The organism is Enterobacter sp. CPE_E863, assembly GCF_046521465.1.
Lineage (GTDB): Bacteria > Pseudomonadota > Gammaproteobacteria > Enterobacterales > Enterobacteriaceae > Enterobacter > Enterobacter adelaidei.
In genome coordinates this window covers 1,552,617-1,570,878 of sequence record NZ_JBKFZX010000001.1, presented here as the reverse complement: position 1 = coordinate 1,570,878, position 18,262 = coordinate 1,552,617, and the positions used below count along the sequence as shown (strand labels likewise).

General features: G+C 54.1%; 17 protein-coding genes. 4 read left to right on the top strand and 13 right to left on the bottom strand.

Annotated elements, in window-relative coordinates; all coding sequences use genetic code 11:
• Positions 1 to 6 precede the first annotated feature (6 nt).
• The 3 genes from lolE to lolC are packed head-to-tail and all read right to left on the bottom strand — an operon-like array spanning position 7 to position 3,144.
• Complete coding sequence (lolE, locus tag ACLHV8_RS07635; protein ID WP_028019027.1) at positions 7 to 1,251, bottom strand: lipoprotein-releasing ABC transporter permease subunit LolE; 1,245 nt, start codon at positions 1,249 to 1,251, stop codon at positions 7 to 9.
• On the bottom strand, positions 1,251 to 1,952 hold the full coding sequence (gene lolD / locus ACLHV8_RS07630) for a lipoprotein-releasing ABC transporter ATP-binding protein LolD (RefSeq protein WP_028019028.1): 702 nt from the start codon (positions 1,950 to 1,952) through the stop codon (positions 1,251 to 1,253). Before lolD ends, lolE begins: the two co-directional genes overlap by 1 nt.
• On the bottom strand, positions 1,945 to 3,144 hold the full coding sequence (lolC, locus tag ACLHV8_RS07625) for a lipoprotein-releasing ABC transporter permease subunit LolC (protein ID WP_028019029.1): 1,200 nt from the start codon (positions 3,142 to 3,144) through the stop codon (positions 1,945 to 1,947). Before lolC ends, lolD begins: the two co-directional genes overlap by 8 nt.
• 256 nt (positions 3,145 to 3,400) lie before the next feature.
• Here lolC and ACLHV8_RS07620 point away from each other — a divergent pair, with 256 nt between their 5' ends.
• From ACLHV8_RS07620 to ACLHV8_RS07610, 3 genes are all read left to right on the top strand, one after another.
• Positions 3,401 to 4,474 (top strand): acyltransferase family protein, encoded by a 1,074-nt coding sequence (locus ACLHV8_RS07620; RefSeq protein WP_208594622.1) that lies wholly within the window; start codon positions 3,401 to 3,403, stop codon positions 4,472 to 4,474.
• A 147-nt stretch (positions 4,475 to 4,621) separates the two neighbouring features.
• Positions 4,622 to 8,068, top strand: a complete 3,447-nt coding sequence (gene mfd, locus ACLHV8_RS07615; protein ID WP_208594623.1) for a transcription-repair coupling factor — start codon at positions 4,622 to 4,624, stop codon at positions 8,066 to 8,068.
• A gap of 137 nt (positions 8,069 to 8,205) precedes the next feature.
• On the top strand, positions 8,206 to 9,171 hold the full coding sequence (locus ACLHV8_RS07610) for a L,D-transpeptidase family protein (protein ID WP_128348412.1): 966 nt from the start codon (positions 8,206 to 8,208) through the stop codon (positions 9,169 to 9,171).
• A gap of 78 nt (positions 9,172 to 9,249) precedes the next feature.
• Here ACLHV8_RS07610 and bhsA read toward each other — a convergent pair whose 3' ends face one another.
• Complete coding sequence (gene bhsA, locus ACLHV8_RS07605; protein ID WP_008500777.1) at positions 9,250 to 9,507, bottom strand: multiple stress resistance protein BhsA; 258 nt, start codon at positions 9,505 to 9,507, stop codon at positions 9,250 to 9,252.
• Positions 9,508 to 9,751: 244 nt separating this feature from the next.
• Here bhsA and ACLHV8_RS07600 point away from each other — a divergent pair, with 244 nt between their 5' ends.
• Entirely contained in the window at positions 9,752 to 10,387 is a 636-nt protein-coding gene (locus tag ACLHV8_RS07600; protein WP_028019033.1) for a TetR/AcrR family transcriptional regulator, read from the top strand.
• Positions 10,388 to 10,447: 60 nt separating this feature from the next.
• Here ACLHV8_RS07600 and ACLHV8_RS07595 read toward each other — a convergent pair whose 3' ends face one another.
• The 9 genes from ACLHV8_RS07595 to ptsG form a co-directional block, all read right to left on the bottom strand.
• Complete coding sequence (locus ACLHV8_RS07595; protein WP_008500779.1) at positions 10,448 to 10,987, bottom strand: glycine zipper 2TM domain-containing protein; 540 nt, start codon at positions 10,985 to 10,987, stop codon at positions 10,448 to 10,450.
• 193 nt (positions 10,988 to 11,180) lie between these two features.
• Positions 11,181 to 12,485 carry an NAD(P)/FAD-dependent oxidoreductase gene (locus tag ACLHV8_RS07590; RefSeq protein WP_208594625.1) on the bottom strand — a complete coding sequence of 435 codons (1,305 nt, stop codon included), beginning with the start codon at positions 12,483 to 12,485 and terminating at the stop codon, positions 11,181 to 11,183.
• Positions 12,486 to 12,723: 238 nt separating this feature from the next.
• Positions 12,724 to 13,266: an alpha/beta hydrolase YcfP gene (ycfP, locus tag ACLHV8_RS07585; protein ID WP_028019035.1), complete on the bottom strand. Its 543-nt coding sequence runs from the start codon at positions 13,264 to 13,266 to the stop codon at positions 12,724 to 12,726.
• 34 nt (positions 13,267 to 13,300) lie between these two features.
• Positions 13,301 to 14,326 (bottom strand): beta-N-acetylhexosaminidase, encoded by a 1,026-nt coding sequence (gene nagZ / locus ACLHV8_RS07580; protein WP_108090211.1) that lies wholly within the window; start codon positions 14,324 to 14,326, stop codon positions 13,301 to 13,303.
• A gap of 11 nt (positions 14,327 to 14,337) precedes the next feature.
• Complete coding sequence (gene thiK / locus ACLHV8_RS07575) at positions 14,338 to 15,162, bottom strand: thiamine kinase (RefSeq protein WP_208594626.1); 825 nt, start codon at positions 15,160 to 15,162, stop codon at positions 14,338 to 14,340.
• Complete coding sequence (gene lpoB, locus ACLHV8_RS07570; protein WP_028019038.1) at positions 15,143 to 15,790, bottom strand: penicillin-binding protein activator LpoB; 648 nt, start codon at positions 15,788 to 15,790, stop codon at positions 15,143 to 15,145. The genes thiK and lpoB overlap by 20 nt, the downstream gene beginning before the upstream one ends.
• A 10-nt stretch (positions 15,791 to 15,800) precedes the next feature.
• On the bottom strand, positions 15,801 to 16,175 hold the full coding sequence (locus ACLHV8_RS07565; RefSeq protein WP_208594627.1) for a YcfL family protein: 375 nt from the start codon (positions 16,173 to 16,175) through the stop codon (positions 15,801 to 15,803).
• A gap of 1 nt (position 16,176) precedes the next feature.
• Positions 16,177 to 16,536 (bottom strand): purine nucleoside phosphoramidase, encoded by a 360-nt coding sequence (gene hinT, locus ACLHV8_RS07560; protein WP_028019040.1) that lies wholly within the window; start codon positions 16,534 to 16,536, stop codon positions 16,177 to 16,179.
• A gap of 256 nt (positions 16,537 to 16,792) precedes the next feature.
• Positions 16,793 to 18,226, bottom strand: a complete 1,434-nt coding sequence (gene ptsG / locus ACLHV8_RS07555) for a PTS glucose transporter subunit IIBC (RefSeq protein ID WP_108090213.1) — start codon at positions 18,224 to 18,226, stop codon at positions 16,793 to 16,795.
• Positions 18,227 to 18,262: the final 36 nt, after the last annotated feature.

Genomic DNA, 18,262 nt, shown 5'->3' with positions numbered 1-18,262 from the left:
ACGTAATTACTGGCCACTTAGTACCCTCGCCGGATCAATTCGGCTTGCGCGACGCGCCGGATACCAGCTTGCCAGCAGACTCAGTAAAAGTGCTGTCACCAGCACATAAAAAACGTCCAGCCAGTGCAGTTCAGACGGCAGGAAGTCAATAAAATAGATATCACCCGACAGGAACTGGTGACCAATAAGTTTTTCAATGCCGTTGATAATCGGCGTAAGTTGCAGAGAAACCACCACACCAATCACCACGCCGCACAGGCTACCGAATAGTCCCGCCAGCAAACCGTACCAGACAAAGATGGCGCGGATAAGACCGTCTTTTGCGCCTAAGGTGCGCAGCACAGCAATATCGCCACTCTTGTCTTTGACCGCCATCACCAGCGTCGAGACAATGTTAAAGCACGCGACACCAATCACCAGCACCATCGCCAGGTACATAATGGCGCGGATCATCTGGATATCACGGTACATATACCCGTAAGTGCCGATCCAGCTTTTGATGTAGACATAGTTATTGGTCACACCGCCCGCGTCGCGTACCAGTTTGTTGGCGTTAAAGACGTCGTTAACCTTAATGGCAATCCCCGTCACGCTGTCGCCCATGTCCAGATACTGACGGGCATCCTCCATCGGCACCATCGCAAAGCTGTGGTCGAGCTGGCCGCTCAGCTGAAGAATACCGGTGACATGAAGACGCACGCGTTTAGGCTGCTGCAGTTTGTGGTCAGCACTGGCGTTCGGGATCATGATTGACACCCAGTCGCCCTGCTTCACTTTCAGAGCATCGGCAACGCCTTTACCCATGATGATCTGCTGCTCACCGGCCTTAAAGTTCGCCCATGCGCCGTTCTGTACATACTTCGGCAGTGCGCTCAGACGCTCCTCCTGCGCCGGGTTTACCCCTTTTACCTGAATGGCGCGCAGGTTTACCCCGCTCTCCACCAGCCCGGTAAAGTTAATGTAGGGGGCGGCGGCGGCAATGCCCGGCACTTTTTCCACTTTGGTCAGGGCATCGCTCCAGTTGTTCCACGGCTGGTTAACCGGCTCGATCTCCCCGTGCGGTACCACCGCCAGAATGCGGTTGTTGAGTTCGCGCTCAAAGCCGTTCATGGCGCTCAGCCCCACAATCAGCACGGCGACACCCAGCGCAATGCCCACGGTGGAAATCACCGAAATAAGCGATACCATGCCACCGCGACGGCGACCGCGGCTAAAACGTAGCCCAATGAGTAACGATAACGGTGAAGCCATTACTCCGCTCCCATCAGGGTCAGCTCGGCGTTCAGATGACCGTCACGCATCTCAAGCTGGCGTCCCATGCGTTTTGCCAGCTGCAGGTCGTGGGTCACCACCAGAAATGCGGTGCCCTGCGAGGCGTTCAGCTCGCCCAGAAGCTGGAATATACTGTCCGCATTGCGGGCATCCAGGTTACCGGTAGGCTCATCCGCCAGCACCAGACGCGGGTTGTTGACCAGCGCGCGGGCAATCGCCACGCGCTGACGTTCACCACCCGACAGCTCTGAAGGACGGTGATTACCACGATGCCCCAGCCCTACCGCTTTCAGCATATCGCTGGCGCGGGCGTTAATTTCTGCCGGTTTCTTTTTGCCAATCAGCAGCGGCATCGCCACGTTTTCCAGCGCCGTGAAGTCCGGCAGCAGGTGATGGAACTGGTAGATAAAACCGAGCTCACGGTTACGTAACTCGGCCTTCGCCGCTGAGGACATTTTGCTCATCGGCTTGCCGGAGAAAATCACGTCTCCGCTGGTTGGGGTATCCAGCCCGCCCAGCAGGTGTAATAAGGTACTTTTGCCGGAACCAGAACTACCGACAATCGCCATCATCTCGCCTTCTCCCACGCTAAAGCTCACATTGTGCAGCACGTCAGTCTGCACAGTGCCTTCCTGATAGCGTTTGGACAGGTTGTCGCATTGCAACAGGATCTTATTCATAACGTAAAGCCTCAGCGGGTTGAGTGGCGGCAGCGCGCCAGGAAGGATAAAGCGTAGAAAGCAGCGCAATCGCCATCGCGGCCAGCGCAATTCCGATCACCTGCAGCGGCTCAATCGCCACAGGCAGCGCCGCACCATCGAGCAACGCACCGATGATCGGCATTAAGTTGTTAAGCTGGCTGGCAAGCAGTGCACCCAGCACTGCCCCAAGCAGCGCGCCGATAATCCCGGCGCTAGCACCCTGTACCATAAAGACCGCCATGATCTGGCGCGGCGTGAGTCCCTGGGTTTGCAGAATAGCGACTTCACCCTGTTTCTCCATCACCATCAGTCCCAGTGAGGTAATGATGTTAAACGCGGCAACGGCCACGATCAGGCTCAGCAGCAGCCCCATCATATTTTTTTCCATGCGTACGGCCTGGAACAGTTCGCCTTTACGCTCACGCCAGTCCTGCCATTTGGTCCCTTCCGGCAGTTTTTGCTGGCTGAGGGTATCAACTTTCAACGGTGCGTCGAGCCACAGGCGCCAGCCGGTAATATTCCCTGCCGGGTAGCGCATCAGGCGCGAAGCGTCCTGGATATTAACCAGCATCTGGTAACCATCGACTTCGCTGTTGGCGGCAAAGGTACCAATCACGTTGAACAGGCGCTGGCTTGGCAAGCGCCCCATTGGCGTGAACTGGCTGGCAGACGGCACCATCACACGCAGCTGATCGCCGCGGTTGACGCCAAGCTGCCCGGCAAGCTGTTCGCCCAGAATCACGTTGTATTTACCCGCTTCCAGATCGGTCTGTTTTACGTTAACCAGATACGGCGTCAGCGGATCGTTTTGCGCCGGGTCAATCCCCAGCATCACGCCGACCGCCACGCTGCGGGCGCTTTGCAGCACCACATCGCCTGTGGTTAACGGCGCAACGCGCGTGACACCCTGTAACTTCGCCGCACTTTCCGGCAGCTGTTGCGGGTTAACCGAACCGTTGGTTGATGAGAGAACGGCCTGCGGCATCAGCCCCAGGATGTTGTTTTGCAGCTCGCGTTCAAAGCCATTCATGACGGACAGTACCGTCACCAGAGCCATCACGCCAAGCGTAATGCCAATAGTCGAAAGCCAGGAGACAAAGCGACCGAAGCGGTCCGCGGCGCGCCCACGCATATAACGTAAGCCTATGAAGAGTGCGACAGGTTGGTACATGAAATCCGTCTGTTTGCTGATAGCAGACCCACGAGTATATAAGCGAATCCGTTAAGCGTAAATGACTGAAACAGTAAGCTTTGGTAATCATTTTTCCGAAAAATTCAGATAAATCAGAGTGCTATTGTCTGAATACTCGCCTTGCAACCTCCACCTTTTCCGAAAAAGCTCCTGATACAGACTGTTACCCGTTACATCCAGGCGTCGTTTAACAACAATTGCTCGTTCGTTTATGGCAATAAGGTAGTGGCGAACAATGAAGCAAAAAGCATTATGGATTAACCAGATAAAAGGGCTGTGTATCTGCCTGGTGGTTATTTACCATTCGGTTATCACGTTTTATCCGCATCTGATCGGGCTGCAACACCCGCTCTCCGGCCTTCTCGCCAAATGCTGGGTCTATTTTAACCTCTATCTCGCTCCGTTCCGAATGCCGGTCTTCTTCTTTATCTCCGGCTATCTGATCCGTCGTTATATTGCTGAGGTGGACTGGCGAACCAGTCTCGACAAACGGATCTGGAGCATTGTCTGGGTCCTGGCGCTGTGGGGCATCCTGCAATGGCAGGCGCTGACCCATATGAATGCCTGGTTGGCACCCGAGCGTGAACTCGCCACATCATCGAATGCGGCCTACGCCGACTCGCTCTCAGGATTTGTGCTGGGGATGCTCACCGCCAGCACCAGCCTCTGGTATCTGTATGCTCTGGTGGTGTACTTCACGCTGTGTAAACTGCTGAGTCGATGGAAGCTGCCGGTACTGGGGCTGCTGGCGCTGGCAAGCATCGCGATCAACTTCCTGCCGCTACCGTGGTGGGGGATGAACAGCGTGGTACGCAACATGATCTACTACAGCCTCGGGGCGTGGTATGGCGCAGAGCTGATGGCGTGGATGAAAAGCGTCAACCTTCGCCGACTCTGGCTGGCAACTGGCGCTTTCGCCGCCGTCTCCGTGGTCCTGTGGTTTGCTAACGTCCCGCTACTGCTCTCTGTGTTGTCGATTGTGTTGATCATGAAGCTTTTTTATAACCTTGAGCAGCGTTATGCCGTGCATCCTGACAACCTGCTGAACGTGATTGGCTCAAACACGATCGCGATTTATACCACCCACCGCATCTTAATCGAGGCCTTTAGCCTGTTCCTGATTGGCGAGATGAATAGTGCCTTGTGGCCAGTCTGGGCGGAGTTGGGTCTACTTCTGATCTACCCGTTTGCCAGCCTGCTTATCTGTACCCTTGCAGGGCTCGGGCTGCGTAAACTCTCCACCGCGCTGTTCGGGGACGTTTTCTTCTCCCCTCCGTCAACGCTGAGCCTGTCGCCATCCTCCCGTTGATGGCACTCTTCGCCCCAGCCGGGGCGAATTTTCCCCCTGTGCGGTTCTGGTTTGCTTATACAAAACGATCGAGGATAATAAAGACATTGCGTATCAGTGATATGCCCCAATACTGTTGGTATATCCATAAGAGACTCTGACATAGCCATGCCTGAACACTATCGTTATTCCTTGCCTGTCAAAGCGGGTGACCAGCGCCAGCTGGGTGAACTCACGGGCGCGGCGTGCGCCACGCTGGTAGCGGAAATCGCTGAGCGTCATCCTGGCCCGGTAATTCTGGTTGCCCCGGACATGCAAAACGCCCTGCGTCTGCACGACGAAATTCGCCAGTTCACCGATAGCCTGGTGTTCAGCCTGGCCGACTGGGAAACGCTGCCCTATGACAGCTTCTCCCCACATCAGGAGATCATCTCCTCGCGTTTGTCGACGCTGTATCAACTCCCGACCATGCAGCGTGGCGTGCTGATTGTACCGGTGAATACCCTGATGCAGCGCGTCTGTCCGCACAGCTATCTGCACGGTCACGCGCTGGTGATGAAAAAAGGTCAGCGTCTGTCCCGCGACACCCTGCGCGTGCAGCTGGACAGCGCCGGATATCGCCATGTTGATCAGGTGATGGAACACGGAGAATACGCCACGCGCGGTGCGTTACTCGATCTCTATCCAATGGGGAGTGACCAACCGTATCGCCTGGACTTTTTCGATGATGAAATCGACAGCCTGCGCGTGTTTGACGCTGACACGCAGCGTACGCTGGAAGAAGTGGAATCTATCAATTTACTGCCCGCGCACGAGTTCCCGACGGACAAAACCGCTATCGAACTGTTCCGCAGCCAGTGGCGCGATAAATTCGACGTCAAACGCGATGCCGAACATATTTATCAGCAGGTCAGCAAAGGTACGCTGCCCGCAGGTATTGAGTACTGGCAACCGCTGTTCTTCAATGAACCCCTGCCTCCGCTGTTTAGCTACTTCCCGGCAAATACGCTGATTGTTAACACCGGAGATATCGACGCCAGCGCCAGCCGCTTTGAAAACGAAACCCGCACCCGCTTTGAAAGCCGCGGCGTTGACCCGATGCGCCCGCTGTTGCCCCCGGAGGCGCTCTGGCTGCGAACCGATGAACTCAACGCCGAGCTGAAGCGTTGGCCGCGTATGCAGCTTAAAACCGATTCGCTTGCCGCTAAAGCCGCCAATACCAACCTCGCGTTTCAGACGTTGCCAGATCTGGCCGTTCAGGCGCAGCAGAAATCACCGCTGGATAATCTGCGGAAGTTTCTGGAATCCTTTACCGGCCCGGTGGTGTTCTCAGTTGAAAGTGAAGGCCGTCGCGAAGCACTCGGGGAGCTGCTGGGGCGCATTAAAGTGGCGCCGAAGCGCATCCTGCGTCTGAGCGAAGCCACCGGAAACGGTCGTTATCTGATGATTGGCGCCGCCGAACATGGGTTTATTGATACGCTCAATAACCTGGCGCTGATTTGCGAAAGTGACCTGCTGGGTGAGCGCGTCGCACGTCGCCGTCAGGACAGCCGTCGTACCATCAACCCGGACACGCTGATCCGCAACCTGGCCGAGCTACACCCGGGCCAGCCGATTGTTCACCTGGAGCACGGCGTCGGGCGTTACCAGGGAATGACCACGCTAGAAGCAGGCGGTATCAAAGGTGAATACCTGATGCTGACCTACGCGAACGACGCCAAACTGTATGTTCCGGTCTCTTCCCTGCATCTGATCAGCCGCTACGCGGGTGGCGCAGAAGAGAATGCGCCATTGCATAAGCTGGGTGGCGATGCTTGGGCGCGCGCGCGTCAGAAGGCAGCGGAAAAAGTGCGTGACGTGGCGGCTGAGCTGCTGGATATCTATGCACAACGCGCGGCCAAAGAGGGCTTCGCCTTTAAACATGATAAAGAACAGTATCAACTGTTCTGCGACAGTTTCCCGTTTGAAACCACACCAGATCAGGCCCAGGCCATTAACGCCGTGCTGAGCGACATGTGTCAGCCACTGGCAATGGACCGCTTAGTCTGTGGCGACGTAGGCTTCGGCAAAACCGAAGTGGCGATGCGCGCCGCCTTCCTTGCGGTTGAAAACAACAAGCAGGTAGCGGTGCTGGTGCCAACCACCCTGCTCGCTCAGCAGCACTTCGACAACTTCCGCGACCGCTTCGCCAACTGGCCGGTACGTATTGAGATGCTCTCGCGTTTTCGCAGCACCAAAGAACAGACGCAGATCCTCGAACAGGCAAGTGAAGGCAAAATCGATATTCTGATCGGCACCCACAAGCTGCTGCAAAGCGACGTGAAGTGGAAAGATCTTGGGCTGCTGATCGTCGATGAAGAGCACCGCTTCGGGGTGCGTCATAAAGAGCGCATCAAAGCGATGCGTGCCGATGTCGATATCCTCACCCTGACCGCAACGCCAATCCCGCGAACCCTGAACATGGCGATGAGCGGCATGCGCGACCTGTCGATTATTGCCACCCCACCGGCGCGTCGTCTGGCGGTGAAAACCTTTGTCCGCGAGTACGATAATCTGGTGGTACGTGAGGCGATTCTGCGTGAAGTACTGCGCGGAGGTCAGGTCTATTACTTATACAATGATGTGGAAAATATCCAGAAAGCCGCGGACAGGCTGGCGGAGCTGGTACCGGAAGCGCGCATTGCTATCGGTCACGGGCAGATGCGTGAGCGCGAGCTGGAAAGGGTGATGAACGACTTCCACCACCAGCGCTTTAACGTCCTGGTGTGTACCACCATCATTGAAACCGGGATCGATATTCCGACGGCGAATACCATCATCATCGAACGAGCCGATCACTTTGGTCTGGCGCAACTCCACCAGCTGCGCGGCCGCGTCGGGCGTTCACACCATCAGGCCTACGCCTGGTTGTTAACGCCGCATCCGAAAGCGATGACCACCGATGCCCAAAAGCGTCTGGAAGCGATCGCCTCCCTGGAAGATCTTGGCGCAGGCTTTGCGCTGGCAACACACGACCTGGAGATCCGTGGTGCCGGCGAACTGCTGGGTGAAGACCAGAGCGGCTCCATGGAGACCATCGGCTTCTCCCTGTATATGGAATTGCTGGAAAACGCGGTCGATGCCCTGAAGGCCGGACGCGAGCCGTCGCTGGAAGATCTCACCAGCCAGCAGACCGAGGTTGAATTGCGTATGCCTTCCCTGCTGCCGGATGATTTCATTCCGGATGTAAATACCCGGCTGTCGTTCTATAAACGCATCGCCAGTGCGAAGAGTGAGAACGAACTGGAAGAGATTAAGGTTGAGCTGATCGACCGCTTCGGCCTGCTGCCAGACCCTGCGAGAAATCTGCTGGATATCGCACGCCTGCGTCAGCAGGCGCAGAAGCTCGGTATTCGGAAGCTCGAAGGGAATGAAAAAGGTGGCGTGATTGAATTTGCCGAGAAGAACCACGTCAACCCGATGTGGCTGATCGGTCTGCTGCAAAAGCAGCCGCAACATTTCCGTCTGGATGGTCCAACGCGCCTGAAATTTACCCAGGAGCTAACGGAACGCAAAACCCGCATGGATTGGGTGCGTCACTTTATGCGTCAACTGGAAGAGAACGCGATCGCTTAACCCATTCTCCCCCTCTAGCGGGGGGAGAATTTACAAACACTTTGCACTTCACCCGATCTTCCCGACACACCCATTCGCCATAATTATCATTAACGCCTTATAAAACAATAACCTTAATATTTATATGGACTATGGTAATGATGACCTCTTCGCGTTTTACTCGCTGGATAACATTGTTTGCGCTGGCAGCCACCGTCGCGGTTGCGCTTCCTGCCCGTGCAAACACCTGGCCACTTCCACCACCGGGCAGCAAGGTCGTGGGGGAAAACCGCTTTCATGTGGTTGAAAACAATGGTGGCTCACTGGAAGCGATTGCTAAAAAATATAACGTCGGTTTTCTGGCGCTTCTTCAGGCGAACCCTGGCGTGGACCCTTATGTACCGCGTGCGGGCAGCGTACTCACCATCCCGTTGCAAACAATCCTGCCGGACGCCCCGCGCGAGGGGATCGTCATAAATCTGGCAGAGTTACGTCTCTACTATTACCCACCGGGTAAGAATGAAGTTACTGTCTACCCTATCGGTATTGGTCAGTTGGGCGGTGATACCCTGACGCCAACGATGGTTACCACAGTATCAGATAAGCGCGCTAACCCAACCTGGACACCCACGGCTAATATTCGTGCCCGTTATAAAGCACAGGGCATCGACCTTCCGGTTGTTGTCCCGGCAGGACCTGACAACCCAATGGGTCACCACGCGATTCGCCTGGCGGCTTACGGTGGTGTCTATCTGTTGCATGGAACGAATGCAGACTTTGGCATCGGCATGCGCGTCAGCTCCGGCTGTATTCGTCTGCGTGATGACGATATCAAGACGCTTTTCAACGTCATCACACCGGGAACCAAGGTGAATATTATCAATACGCCGATTAAAGTCTCGGAAGAGCCGGGTGGCGTGCGACTGGTAGAAGTTCACCAGCCATTATCGAAAAACATCGGCGATGACCCGCAGACATTGCCCATTAACCTGAATGCCGCAATGGTAAGTTTTAAAACGAATACCAGCACCGATGGCGTAGTCATGGAGCGCGCAATGGAGGCCCGGTCGGGAATGCCAACCGATGTCACCCGACATCACAACGTCGCTTCACAGGCGATGTAAACGCACAGATAAGAAAAACGCCCTGCTCATGCAGGGCGTTTTTTTATTGCAGTGGCATAAATGAGGGTTCAGCCGGGCTTATTTGTAGATAACAGCAGTGCCGTGCAGCGTGTTAGGACCGGTAACAGAGGTGATGCGGTAAGATTTTGCACCCATCTCTTGTGCTTTTTGCGCCAGCTGATCTTCCAGGGAGCCCAGGTTAGTACCGGCAGACGCAGAGATAGTGCCAACTTTATGCTGATCTACAGGGGTGGATTGCACCTGTACAGCTGCAAAGCTTGCGAATGAAAGTGAACTCAGGACTGCAGCAGCGATGAGGGTTTTTACGTTTTTCATGATGTTTACCTTTAGCAGATGAATTTGGAGGTCGTTAATCATTTAGTTAACGATCGATAGGTAAATAATAAATGTGATCCAAGTCACGCGTCAACATAATTTTATAACAAGCATTAACTTATTTTTAAAGTCGTTATTTTTCATACGCATATGATTAATTTATTTTTAAGCATTCTGCACTGGTGGTGGGTTGCGTTTATTTTTATAATGGTCATTCACCAAACCAACAGAGGACCAACGGCAAATGACAACCGATGTCACGAGTTGTGCGAAGAAAAGCCGTGGCCGACCAAAAGTGTTTGACAGGGATGCAGCGCTTGATAAGGCCATGACTCTCTTCTGGCAACATGGGTATGAAGCAACTTCGCTTTCCGATCTGGTAGAAGCTACCGGAGCCAAAGCGCCAACGCTGTATGCCGAATTTACCAATAAAGAGGGGCTGTTCAGGGCAGTGCTGGACAGATACATTTCGCGCTTTGCAGCGAAGCACGAAGCCCAACTTTTTTGTGAAGAGAAAAGCGTTGAACAGGCGCTACGGGACTTTTTCACTACCGTCGCCACTTGCTTCACCAGTAAAGATACGCCTGCGGGCTGCTTTATGATTAACACCTCTGCCACCCTTGCGGCGTCCTCTAAAGAGATCGCTAAAACGGTGAAGTCGCGTCATGCCATGCAGGAGGAGACGCTAAGTGCGTTTCTGGCACAGCGTCAGCAGCGTGGTGAAATTCCCGCGCATTGCAATCCACAGATACTGGCGCAATACCTGAGCTGTATTTTGCAGGGGATGTCGATAAGCGCACGTGAAGGCGCAACGCTGGAAAAACTGCAGAGTATTACCGACACCACCCTACGACTGTGGCCTGAACTACTCAAAATCTGAAGCAAAAAAAAAGCTCCTCAGCCTGAGCGCATGAGGAGCTAAATTCAGAGAACATCTTTTTTACACTTTGTTATTCAGAACCAGCTGGCCATTTCCATCCAGTGGAATTTGTGTGCCAGGATCTTTATCCATGCGGATTTTGCCCTGCTGATCGCCAATTTTGTACGTCACGTCATAACCCAGCATTTTTTCCGACTTGTCATAGACGGTTTTACAGCGTTGCTGAGTCGTAGTGTAGGTATCATTATCCTGCATCGCGCCTTGCACCTGGTTACCGGCATAGCCGCCGCCCAGCGCGCCGACCACGGTCGCCACATCTTTACCCCGACCACCACCAAACTGGTGACCAATCACGCCCCCCGCTACCGCACCCAGAACAGAACCGGCAATGCGGTTTTCATCCTGTACCGGACGACGGTGCGTCACGGAGACGTTGCGGCACTCCTGACGAGGGGTTTTCACGGTTTCTTTAATCGGTGTAGCAGAAACCACCTGTGCATACTGCGGGCCGCGATCTAATACGTTGAGACTGGCAACGGCAGCCACACCTAACGCAGCCGCGACGCCAATCCCTATACCCGCCAACATTGATTTATTCACGGGACTTCCTCCTTTGTTGCTATTGGTAACAATTTTGCAATGGAGACAAGGCTTCGCCAATAAGATAAAGGATCAAAAAAGGGGCGTTGAGAGGAGATATATTGTATTTAGGAGAACTCTTAAGCACTCAATCTATGATGAGCAGCATGATATGCTAAAAACTCCCTCCGGAGGACCCGGAGGGAGTGAAAGATTAGTGCAGCTTAAGACGCGGACGGATCACACGGTTGATTCTGCCCACCAGCATCATCAGCCCGGTTTTGAAGTAGCCGTGCAGCGCAATCTGGTGCATACGGTACAGGGAGATATACACGAAGCGGGCAATGCGCCCTTCTACCATCATTGAGCCACGCATCAGGTTGCCCATCAGGCTGCCGACGGTAGAGAAGTTTGACAGCGATACCAGAGAACCGTGGTCTTTATAGACATAGCCTTTCAATGGCTTGCCTTTGTACTGCGCCAGAATGTTGTGCAGCACCAGGCTTGCCATCTGGTGAGCAGCCTGGGCGCGCGGCGGCACGAATCCACCTTCAGGACGCGCGCAGGAAGCACAGTCACCGATAGCAAAAATTTCAGGATCACGTGTAGTTTGCAGCGTCGGCTCCGTCACCAGCTGGTTAATGCGGTTCGTTTCCAGGCCGCCGATATCTTTCATAAAGTCAGGTGCTTTGATACCCGCTGCCCAGACCATCAGATCCGCTTTGATGTATTCGCCGTCCTTGGTGTGCAAGCCACCTTCGTCTGCGCTGGTCACCATCGTCTGCGTCAGCACCCGCACGCCCAGTTTGGTGAGCTCATTGTGCGCCGCACCGGAAATACGTGGCGGCAGCGCAGGCAGAATGCGCTCACCGGCTTCAACCAGCGTGACGTTCAGCGCTTCGTTGGTTAACCCTTTGTAACCGTAGCTGTGCAGCTGTTTCACCGCATTGTGCAGTTCCGCAGACAGCTCTACGCCCGTCGCACCACCGCCGACAATGGCGATATTAACTTTACCGTTCGTACCCAAATTGCTGGTGTACTTCAGGAACAGGTTTAGCATTTCCTGATGGAAACGACGTGCCTGGTGCGGGTTATCGAGGAAAATACAGTGCTCTTTCACGCCTGGCGTGTTGAAGTCGTTGGAGGTACTACCCAGCGCCATGACCAGCGTGTCATACGCCAATTTACGCTCAGGAACCAGCAGCTCCCCTTTTTCATCGCGCAGCTCTGCCAGGGTGATGGTTTTGCTTTCACGGTTGATATCCACCACCGAGCCCAGCTGGAACTGGAAATGATGGTTGCGCGCGTGCGCCAGATAGCTGAGCGCATCCACACCCTCATCCAGAGAACCGGTTGCCACTTCGTGCAGCAACGGTTTCCACAGGTGGCTGTGGTTACGATCTACCAGCGTAATTTTGGCTTTTTTACCGCGACCCAGCTTCTTGCCCAGCTGTGTAGCCAGCTCCAGCCCGCCAGCACCACCGCCTACAATCACTATCTTTTTCAATGGCGTAGTCAACGTGACCCCCTCAAATTATTAACCAATTGTTAATTAAAAGTTATAAAAATAACCCTTAATTAACAACAGGTTACAGCACTGAAACCATTCAGGTGCATTGAGAATACCACGTCAGGCGCATTGGTCATACCAAAATTGATATGCATCAAGTTTTGATGGCTTAAAAGTAGACAATTCTAGTCAAAAAGAAAGCCCGGTACGCTTTCGCGGCCGGGCTTTGGTGCCTGCGGATAAGAGGTTAACCCAGCGTTTTAAACGCTTTGATACGCTGCAGGTGCGGTGAGATGTTTTTGAATTTGTGCGTCTGTTCTTCGTCCCAGACAATTTCATAGTAATGATGCAGCAGTTCAGCAGCCCGATGGCTGTTGAGCGCCTCATCTTTACGTGAAAGGATCACCAGACAGCGGTCGCGGTTTTTCTCACGAAAATTGCTGACGCACTTGGTCGCAATATCGACGTACTCTTCCGGACGGTCAATTTTGCCTTCCATATTCTCGTTCGGGAAAAGGTTAGGATTGAACACCACCTGGCGGATGTCGCACAGGAAGCCAATGCGTTCCGCCCAGTAGCCGCCCAGTCCTACACCGCAAATCAACGGACGGTCATCGACGTTGAGCTGCAACATCTTGTCCACTTCTTTGAGAAGATGTTGCATATCATGCTTCGGATGGCGCGTGCTGTAACTGATCAGCCGAACATCCGGATCAATAAACTGCAGTTGCAACACCTTCTCATGATTACCTGGGCTGTTTGAGTCAAAACCGTGTAAATAGATGATCATTGTCTTCTCACCACGCTACGCCTTCCGGGAGGGTTTACAGGCTGGCTTTATGTGCCTGCCAGCGCTCATTCAGGTCTTCAAGCCGGGCGTTGACCGCCTTCCAGCGGGCCGAATCCATCAACTCCTGACGGCTAAATGAACCTTTATGATACAATTGTGTAACACGCTGTGCATTGATCGGCGACAGGTTATCCAGCACGCTAACGGCACCTTTACGATTATTGCAGACCAGGATCATATCGCAACCTGCATCCAGCGACGCCTGACTGCGTTCCGCATAGCTGCCCATAATCGCGGCCCCTTCCATCGACAAGTCGTCTGAGAAAATCACGCCATTGAACCCCAACTCCTGACGCAGAACGGTTTTCAGCCAGTGCGAAGAGCCGCTGGCAGGACGCGGGTCGACGTCGCTGTAAATCACGTGCGCTGGCATAATGGCGTCCAGCTTGTTATCGGTGATAAGCGAGCGGAACACCGACATATCTTTGGCTCGAATTTCCGCTTCCGGGCGCGGATCGCGCGGAGTTTCTTTGTGCGAGTCCGCGGTCACTGCACCGTGGCCCGGGAAGTGTTTCCCGGTGGTTTTCATTCCCGCATCGTGCATGCCGTCGATAAACCGGGTCGCCATCGCCAGCGCAATACGTGGATCTTCATGATATGAGCGTTCACCAATGGCAGCGCTGATATGTCCCACGTCCAGAACCGGGGCAAAACTAATGTCGATATCCATGGCAATCATTTCACTGGCCATCAGCCAGCCAGCTTCCTGCGCCAGTTTTCCCCCCTCATCTGTACCCAGCAGCGCAGCAAAAGACTGGGCTGCTGGCAGACGGGTAAAACCTTCGCGAAAACGCTGCACGCGTCCACCTTCCTGATCGACGGCCACCACCAGATGATTGCGCGATGCGTCGCGGATCTGGCGCACCAGTTCACGCAGCTGTGCCGGATCGTGATAGTTGCGGGTAAACAGGATCAGACCACCCACCTGCGGATGCGCCAGAATCTCACGCTCTTCCGCATCCAGTTCAAACCCTTCTACATCCAACATGACTGGACCCACACCAACCTCTCTTATCCTTTAGTTTGTAACTGACGCCAGGCATCGTCTGCCAGCGCAATAAATTGTTTGTCTCTGGACTGCTGCAAACGCATTTCAAACCAGCCAGCCATCAGCATCACGACCCATGGTCGCCACCGCCTGACCTGACGCGCAAGCGCTTCAACATCAAAATGTGCCATCCTGGCGTAGTCTCGGACGAGGTTTTGCCGCGCGGCTTCACTCTCTGTCCAGACTGCCGCCAGCTCAAGCGCAACATCGCCGTCTCCGGCATATTCCCAGTCGATAAGCCTGGCTCCTGCTGACGTATGAACAATGTTCCCGATATGAACATCCATATGCAACGGAGAGAGCCGCATAGGCTGTGGCTCACCCGCTTTACGCAGCCGTTTAAGATGTGCAAGCCACATTGGAGTACGTCTGTCTGGCAGGGCTTGCTGCCAGTAGTGCTCAAGCAATGGAAGCAGTGCGATTCGCCACCCCAGACGCGGCTGCTGGTGCAAATGATACAACATAGCCGCAAGCACAGGGGTGTCCGGGAGCTCGCTTTTGACCTCACCCGCCAGATACGCAACAGCCATCCAGCCCTGCCGGAAAAAACAGGGTTCAGGCACAAGATCCGACGGAAGACGCTTCAGGGCACGAAACTGACGACGAAAATGGGAAGCAGGAGCGAAAGGATCATGATTCTGCCGCAGCACCAGTCGTTGTTCACCATGCTCTATAATGCAACTCGCGCCGCCAAGCCCGGAATGGGCCTGCGGCGCGATAAGGCAATACTGGGGAAAATAACGCGTCAGGATCTCTTCACGCGTAAATTCACTGTTGCGTAACGGCACCTTTACCTGACCAGATAATTTCGCCTGTCTGTACCAGCATCAATTGCATCTGCAGAGCTGGTGTATTCACATTCCCGGTGGCGTTAGAGTACAACACGTACTGTGCACCTACGTTACGGGCAATACCGATCGCCTTGCTACGGGTACCGAGACTATCCTGTGGTGACAGGCCCAGTTGCTGTTTAGCCACCGCGAGCTGCTGAGCCGAGACCAGCGTAAACTTACCGTTGTTTGCCAGAGCATTGCGCAGCGTCTCTGTCGCTTCACCCGCGTTCAGTGAACCATTGGTACGGTTGTTCACGCTATCCACCAGCAACACACTGCCTGCCGTCACGCCTTGAGCCTGCAGCATTTTTCCCACCATCGGCTGCATCGCACCGTTCCAGTCATAATGACGCACGCGTGGCGCTGGTTGTGACGTCTGATCCGGATGTTCAATCGGGCCCGGCTGCGACGGGATTGACGGTACAGACGGCACGGTTGGCTCCGGCTGCGTGGGTTGTGTCGGCTGCTCAGTCCCGGGTTTAGCTTCTTCCACAGGCGCAGGCTGCTCAGTACGGGTCACACACCCTGCGAGGAATAAAGCAAAAGCTGTCACGAGCGCATAACGGCTCATATTTTTAATCAAGGTTCACCCCTTACAGATAAAGATAAAGTCTCACCTTATGTGCACCCAGATAGTTGGCGCTGCCATAGAGCGTTACCGACGACCTTGGCGGAATCGTGACGCTGCGCGGCGCCTCCAGCGGGTGCATTTCAAGACCTCTTACGTCATACCAGAAAAAACGGTAATGAACCGTCACAGGCTCATGTCTTTCATTAAAGAGCGTAGAGGAAGCAGAAGAGTTGATTTCACTGATGGTCAACGCAGGTTGTTGCGCCGTGATGCCCGCAGCAAGCACAGAAGATTCCATCACCAGCGTCTGTTCATCACTCACGGGGATCGCCGGACGCGAGCTGCACCCCGCAATCATCACCATCAGTATCAGCGCTGCAATACGCCCTTTAAGCATGTCAAAGACCTTTATGTGCCAGCATCGGTCCCAGAGGACGTCCACCCAGCAGATGCATGTGAATATGATAAACTTCCTGGCCGCCATGACGATTACAGTTCATGATCAGGCGGTAGCCGTCTTCAGCAATCCCTTCCTGTTCAGCAATTTTCGCGGCCACCGTCAGCATACGACCTAACGCCAGTTCGTGCTCGGCTTTTACGTCGTTTACGGTTGGAATCAGAATATTAGGAATGATGAGGATGTGAGTCGGTGCCTGAGGGGAAATGTCCCGGAAAGCCGTCACCAGTTCATCCTGATAGACGATATCCGAAGGAATTTCGCGACGGATAATTTTACTGAAAATCGTTTCTTCAGCCATGACCTTTTCCTTTTGTGTTTAGTCTGACGTGGTGCATCCGCTGTTAACACACTCTCTCAAGGATCGTGTGGCATAACGCAAGAGTATGAGCGAGTTTCTCCTGTCCTTTCAACCTTCTCCCCCGATTTCTTTCCCGAATGTTCATCTGCTGTATGAAGAGTGACCGCTTGCGCGCATTAGAGACGTTTTTTAAGACATATTCCGCACCAATAAAAAAGGCAGCCATTCGGCTGCCTTAGTCTCCCCTGGTCACAACTTAGTGGCCGCGGATGTACTCATCCATTTCGGTTTTCAGGTTATCGGATTTAGTACCGAAGATTGCCTGAACACCAGAACCAGCCACAACAACACCTGCTGCACCCAGTTTTTTCAGGCCAGGCTGGTCTACTTTCGCGACGTCGGCAACGCTCACACGCAGACGGGTGATGCACGCGTCCAGGTTAGTGATGTTCTCTTTACCGCCGAACGCGGCAACCAGTGCCGGAGCCATTTCGCTGGTTGCACCTGCTTTGCTGTCTTCTGTTGCATCTTCACGACCTGGAGTTTTCAGGTCCAGTGCTTTGATCAGCACACGGAAGATGGTGTAGTAAACAACGGCATAGCACGCACCAACGATTGGGAACAGCCACAGTTTGCTGCTGTTACCGGACAGAACGATGAAGTCGATCAGGCCGTGAGAGAAGGACGTACCGTCACGCATACCCAGCAGGATACAGATTGGGAACGCCAGACCCGCCAGAATCGCGTGGATAACGTACAGGATCGGCGCAACGAACATGAAGGAGAACTCGATCGGCTCGGTGATACCGGTCAGGAACGAGGTCAACGCTGCGGAGATCATGATACCGCCCACTTTTGCACGGTTTTCTGGCTTAGCAGAGTGCCAGATAGCAATCGCAGCAGCCGGCAGACCGTACATTTTGAACAGGAAGCCACCTGACAGTTTACCTGCAGTTGGGTCACCCGCCATGTAGCGTGGGATATCACCGTGGAATACCTGGCCTGCCGCGTTGGTGTATTCACCAATCTGCATCTGGAAAGGTACGTTCCAGATGTGGTGCAGACCGAATGGTACCAGGCAGCGTTCAACGAAGCCGTAGATACCGAACGCAACAACTGGGTTCTGGTAGGCCGCCCACTGAGAGAATGCCTGAATCGCGGAACCAATTGGTGGCCAGATGAAGGACAAGATCACGCCAGTGAAAATCGCTGCCAGACCAGAGATGATCGGAACGAAACGCTTGCCCGCGAAGAAGCCCAGATACTCAGGCAGCTTGATGCGATAGAAGCGGTTAAACATATAGGCCGCAATCGCACCGGAGATGATACCGCCCAGAACACCGGTATCAGCCAGGTGTTTCGCAGCGATCTCTTCTGCAGGTAAGTGCAGAACCAGTGGTGCAACCACAGCCATGGTTTTCACCATGATGCCGTAGGCCACAACTGCTGCCAGCGCAGAAACGCCGTCGTTATTAGTGAAGCCCAGAGCCACACCGATCGCGAAGATCAGAGGCATGTTAGCAAAGACAGAACCGCCTGCTTCGGCCATCACATGGGATACTACGGCTGGCAGCCAGCTGAAGTTTGCAGAACCGACACCCAGCAGGATACCTGCGATAGGCAGTACGGATACTGGCAGCATCAGCGATTTACCGACCTTTTGCAGGTTAGCAAATGCATTCTTAAACATAATTGAGAGTGCTCCTGAGTATTTGTGCTTTTTTTA

Excerpts from the sequence above, each read along its gene's own strand:
- lolE (WP_028019027.1), bottom strand. The coding sequence starts at position 1,251 with ATGGCTTCACCGTTATCGTTACTCATTGGGCTACGTTTTAGCCGCGGT.
- lolD (WP_028019028.1), bottom strand. The coding sequence starts at position 1,952 with ATGAATAAGATCCTGTTGCAATGCGACAACCTGTCCAAACGCTATCAG.
- lolC (WP_028019029.1), bottom strand. The coding sequence starts at position 3,144 with ATGTACCAACCTGTCGCACTCTTCATAGGCTTACGTTATATGCGTGGG.
- ACLHV8_RS07620 (WP_208594622.1), top strand. The coding sequence starts at position 3,401 with ATGAAGCAAAAAGCATTATGGATTAACCAGATAAAAGGGCTGTGTATC.
- mfd (WP_208594623.1), top strand. The coding sequence starts at position 4,622 with ATGCCTGAACACTATCGTTATTCCTTGCCTGTCAAAGCGGGTGACCAG.
- ACLHV8_RS07610 (WP_128348412.1), top strand. The coding sequence starts at position 8,206 with ATGATGACCTCTTCGCGTTTTACTCGCTGGATAACATTGTTTGCGCTG.
- bhsA (WP_008500777.1), bottom strand. The coding sequence starts at position 9,507 with ATGAAAAACGTAAAAACCCTCATCGCTGCTGCAGTCCTGAGTTCACTT.
- ACLHV8_RS07600 (WP_028019033.1), top strand. The coding sequence starts at position 9,752 with ATGACAACCGATGTCACGAGTTGTGCGAAGAAAAGCCGTGGCCGACCA.
- ycfP (WP_028019035.1), bottom strand. The coding sequence starts at position 13,266 with ATGATCATCTATTTACACGGTTTTGACTCAAACAGCCCAGGTAATCAT.
- ACLHV8_RS07565 (WP_208594627.1), bottom strand. The coding sequence starts at position 16,175 with ATGCTTAAAGGGCGTATTGCAGCGCTGATACTGATGGTGATGATTGCG.
- hinT (WP_028019040.1), bottom strand. The coding sequence starts at position 16,536 with ATGGCTGAAGAAACGATTTTCAGTAAAATTATCCGTCGCGAAATTCCT.
- ptsG (WP_108090213.1), bottom strand. The coding sequence starts at position 18,226 with ATGTTTAAGAATGCATTTGCTAACCTGCAAAAGGTCGGTAAATCGCTG.